Raw genomic sequence first — 4,206 nt, forward strand, 5'->3', positions numbered from 1 at the left:
CGCGCCCACGCGGCGGAGCCGCGCATCGACACAGCCCCACGCCCCTGAAGACCTGCCCTCACGTGTGCCATGAAGCCCGGCCCACCTGTCGCATCAAGCGGCTGTGGCGCCAGCCCGTCACGCGGTCCGCGTACACCGTGCCCTCCACGTGGTCGCACTCGTGCTGCAGGCACCTCGCGAACCAACCCGTCCCGTGCACGGTGATCGGCTCGCCGGTCGCCGTGAAGCCCTCGACCACGGCGTGGTCGTAGCGCTCCGTTCCCGCCTCCAGGCCCGGCAGGGACAGGCAGCCCTCAGGGCCGCGCAGCACCAGCCCATCCGCCTCGACCAGGCGTGGGTTGACCACATGGCCGAGGTGGCGGGTCTCCTCGTCGTCGGGGCAGTCGTAGACGAACACCCGCAAGGATTCGCCGACTTGGTTCGCGGCGAGGCCCACGCCCTGGGCCGCGTACATCGTCGCGAACAAGTCCTCGACGAGGCGGGCGAGTTCGGGCCCGAAGTTCGTCACCTCCTCGCACGGGGCATGCAGGAGGGGGTCGCCGAGCAGGATGAGGGGACGGACTCGCCCGTGGGCGCCCGGGATGGAGCCGTATCGCATGGGCGCAAGGGTACGGTTCTCTACGGCGCACGCCCGCCGCGAGGCGTTCGCGGTGCCGCGGTTCGGGCACTGATAAGGATCTCGATAGGCTGAGGTCCACACCACGTTGCCGGAGGCAGAGGCGCGGCGCGTACGCAAGGAGGATCGAGAACTGATGTCAGGCAACTCGGACCCGCTCACGCCGCGGGCCAAGCTCGCCGTGACGGCGGGCAAGGCGGTCGCGGCGGCATCGCGTGCCGCGGGGCGGGGCAGCGGATCGGTGATCGGCGGCCGAGTGGCACTCAAACTCGACCCCGACCTCCTCGCCCGGCTCGCGCAGAGCCTGGATGTGACCCTGGTCTCCGCCACCAACGGCAAGACCACGACCACGCGGCTGATCGCCGAAGCCCTCGGGGCCGCCGGACCGGTCGTGTCGAATGCGCTCGGGGCCAACATGCCCGCCGGTATCACCTCGGCGCTGGCCGGCGGCTCGGACGCCAAGTTCGGGGTCATCGAGGTCGACGAGAAGTACCTCGCCGGCGTCGCCCGGGACACCGACCCCAAGTGCATCGCGCTGCTCAACCTCTCCCGCGACCAGCTGGACCGCGCGGCCGAGACCCGCATGCTCGCGGAGAACTGGCGTGAGGGGCTTGCCGGTTCGAAGGCCGTCGTCGTCGCCAACGCGGACGACCCGCTGGTCGTGTGGGCCGCCTCCTCCTCCCCCAACGTGATCTGGGTCGCCGCCGGGCAGATGTGGAAGGACGACGCCTGGTCCTGCCCGTCGTGCGGTGGCGTGATGCAGCGCCCCGGTGACGACTGGTTCTGCGGCGAGTGCGGGTTCCGTCGGCCGACGCCGAGCTGGACGCTGTCCGGGGACCATGTGCTCGATCCGCACGGCTCCGCCTGGCCGATCCACCTCCAGTTGCCGGGCCGCGCCAACAAGGCCAACGCGGCGTCCTCCGCCGCCGTCGCCGCCGTCTTCGGGGTGCCGCCGCAGGTCGCCCTGGAGCGCATGTACCGGGTGCAGGCCGTCGCCGGGCGCTATGACGTCGTCCAGTTCATGCAGCGCGACCTGCGGCTGCTGCTGGCGAAGAACCCGGCGGGCTGGCTCGAGACGTTCAGCCTGATCGATCCGCCGCCGACCCCGGTGATCCTCTCGGTGAACGCGCGCGGCGCCGACGGCACCGACACCTCGTGGCTGTGGGACGTCGACTACACCCGACTGACCGGCCACCCCATCTTCGTCGTGGGCGACCGCAAGCTGGACCTCGCGGTGCGCCTGGAGGTCGCCAACCAGCACTTCCAGGTCTGCGACAACCTCGACCAGGCCGTGCAGATGGCGCCGCCCTGCCGTATCGAGGTCATCGCGAACTACACCGCGTTCCAGGATCTGCGCCGCCGCGTCGGCAACTGACACTCAGAGGACGAATTGACCATGAGCGACAACCAGCTGCGTCTGGTGTGGATCTACCCGGACCTGCTGAGCACCTACGGCGACCAGGGCAACGCCCTTGTCGTGGAACGCCGGGCGCGGCAGCGCGGCCTCGACGTGGCCCGGATGGACGTGCGCAGCGACCAGCCGATCCCCACCTCGGGCGACATCTATCTGATCGGCGGCGGCGAGGACCGTCCGCAGCGGCTCGCGGCCGAGCGGCTGCGCCGTGACGGCGGCCTGCACCGGGCGGTCGGCAACGGCGCGATCGTCTTCTCGGTGTGCGCCGGCTACCAGATCCTCGGCCACGAGTTCATCAACGACCTCGGCCAGCGCGAGCCCGGCCTCGGTCTGCTCGACGTGGTGTCGGTGCGCGGCGAGGGCGAGCGGTGCGTCGGTGACGTCCTCGGCGACATCGACGCGCGCCTGGGCCTGCCCCAGCTGACCGGCTTCGAGAACCACCAGGGCGTCACCCACCTCGGCCCCACCGCGCGCCCCTTCGCCCAGGTCCGCCTCGGCAAGGGCAACGGCACGGGCGACGGCACCGAGGGCGCGTACAACGACACGGTGTTCGGCACGTACATGCACGGGCCCGTGCTCGCCCGCAACCCGCTGATCGCGGACCTGCTGCTCAAGCTGGCCCTCGATGTGAACGCGCTGCCCCCGATCGACGACCGCTGGTACGAGGCGCTCCGCAACGAGCGCATCACCGCAGCTCAGCAGCCCGCCTGAACCGGGTCCGGAGACGGGTGTACACCTCCTCTTCGGACACCGGCAACCAGCCCGTCTGACGGCCCGTCCGCGCAGGTGAGCGGGGTCGTCCAGCAGGCGGACGCGTGCTGGGACCCCGCCCCCTTCTGCCGCTAGGGTGGCGGGGTTCATACCGGACAGCGTGGTCCGGTCCCGGTCCACGTCGAGAAGGTTCTTTCGGGCTATGCGCATTGGTGTCCTCACGTCCGGCGGCGACTGCCCCGGCCTGAACGCCGTCATCCGGTCCGTCGTGCACCGTGCCGTCGTCGACCACGGCGACGAGGTCATCGGCTTCCGGGACGGCTGGAAAGGCCTCCTGGAGTGCGACTACCTCAAGCTCGACCTCGACGCGGTGAGCGGCATCCTCGCTCGCGGCGGCACCATCCTCGGTTCCTCCCGCGTCCAGCCCTCCCATCTGCGGGACGGCGTGGAGCGGGCCCGGGGGCATGTCGAGGAGCTCGGCCTCGACGCGATCATCCCGATCGGCGGCGAGGGCACGCTCAAGGCGGCCAAGCTGATGTACGACGCCGGTCTCCCGATCGTCGGCGTCCCCAAGACCATCGACAACGACATCGCGGTCACGGACGTCACCTTCGGCTTCGACACCGCGGTCGGTGTCGCGACCGAGGCGCTCGACCGGCTCAAGACGACCGCCGAGTCCCACCAGCGCGTCCTCGTCGTGGAGGTCATGGGCCGCCACACCGGCTGGATCGCGCTGCACTCCGGCATGGCGGCCGGCGCACACGCCATCGTCGTACCCGAACGCCCCTTCGACATCGAGGAGTTGGCCGCACGCGTTGGCGAACGCTTCGAGGCGGGCAAGCGCTTCGCGATCGTCGTCGCCGCCGAGGGCGCGAAGCCGCGCGCGGGTTCCATGGACTTCGACGAGGGCAAGAAGGACGTCTACGGCCATGAGCGCTTCGCGGGGATCGCCCGGCAGCTCTCCATCGAGCTGGAGGAACGGCTCGGCAAGGAAGCGCGGCCGGTGATACTCGGGCATGTGCAGCGCGGGGGGACGCCCACCGCGTACGACCGGGTGCTGGCCACTCGCTTCGGGTGGCACGCGGTGGAGGCCGCGCACCGCGGGGAGTTCGGGAAGATGACCGCGCTCCAGGGAACGGACATCGTGATGGTGCCGTTGGCCGACGCGGTGGAGACGCTGAAGACGGTGCCCGCCGATCGGTACGAAGAGGCCGAGTGCGTCCTGTAGCCCGCTCATGAATGAAACTGCCCCCGGTCATGATCGTGACCGGGGGCAGTTCTAGTCTGTGTGCGGACAGACTTGCACAACCCCCACGAATCAGGAGCCGTCCGATGGATCACGGCGGGCACGGCATGACCATGGATCTGCCGCCGTTCACGCTGGGGCGGGGGCTTGAGTGGTCGGCCGATCCGTTCTTCCTGACGGCCTGCCTGCTCGGTCTCGGACTGTACGGGTGGGGGGTCG

Annotated in this window: 4 protein-coding genes and 1 pseudogene; 4 read left to right on the top strand and 1 reads right to left on the bottom strand. The window is 70.5% G+C overall.

The features are described 5' to 3' along the window. Positions 1 to 58 precede the first annotated feature (58 nt). Positions 59 to 598, bottom strand: coding sequence for a peptide deformylase (def, locus tag JHN63_RS48560; protein WP_200691537.1), 540 nt, complete (start codon positions 596 to 598; stop codon positions 59 to 61). A gap of 154 nt (positions 599 to 752) precedes the next feature. Between def and JHN63_RS48565 the strand changes: the two genes are divergently transcribed. The 4 genes and pseudogenes from JHN63_RS48565 to JHN63_RS53625 form a co-directional block, all read left to right on the top strand. Then, positions 753 to 1,991, top strand: coding sequence for a MurT ligase domain-containing protein (locus JHN63_RS48565; RefSeq protein WP_200691538.1), 1,239 nt, complete (start codon positions 753 to 755; stop codon positions 1,989 to 1,991). Between the two features lie 21 nt (positions 1,992 to 2,012). Beyond that, a complete protein-coding gene (locus tag JHN63_RS48570) occupies positions 2,013 to 2,741 on the top strand; it encodes a type 1 glutamine amidotransferase (protein ID WP_043668543.1) in 729 nt (242 codons plus the stop codon). Between the two features lie 202 nt (positions 2,742 to 2,943). After that, a complete protein-coding gene (locus JHN63_RS48575) occupies positions 2,944 to 3,969 on the top strand; it encodes a 6-phosphofructokinase (RefSeq protein WP_200691539.1) in 1,026 nt (341 codons plus the stop codon). A 104-nt stretch (positions 3,970 to 4,073) separates the two neighbouring features. After that, a pseudogene (locus JHN63_RS53625) lies at positions 4,074 to 4,206 on the top strand (cytochrome c oxidase assembly protein); the annotation flags it as partial.

This window comes from Streptomyces sp. MBT65 (assembly GCF_016612545.1).
Taxonomy (GTDB): domain Bacteria; phylum Actinomycetota; class Actinomycetes; order Streptomycetales; family Streptomycetaceae; genus Streptomyces.

What these genes read in the sequence shown, in the direction of transcription:
- def (WP_200691537.1), bottom strand. Translation starts at nt 598, where the DNA reads ATGCGATACGGCTCCATCCCGGGCGCCCACGGGCGAGTCCGTCCCCTC.
- JHN63_RS48575 (WP_200691539.1), top strand. Translation starts at nt 2,944, where the DNA reads ATGCGCATTGGTGTCCTCACGTCCGGCGGCGACTGCCCCGGCCTGAAC.
- JHN63_RS48565 (WP_200691538.1), top strand. Translation starts at nt 753, where the DNA reads ATGTCAGGCAACTCGGACCCGCTCACGCCGCGGGCCAAGCTCGCCGTG.
- JHN63_RS48570 (WP_043668543.1), top strand. Translation starts at nt 2,013, where the DNA reads ATGAGCGACAACCAGCTGCGTCTGGTGTGGATCTACCCGGACCTGCTG.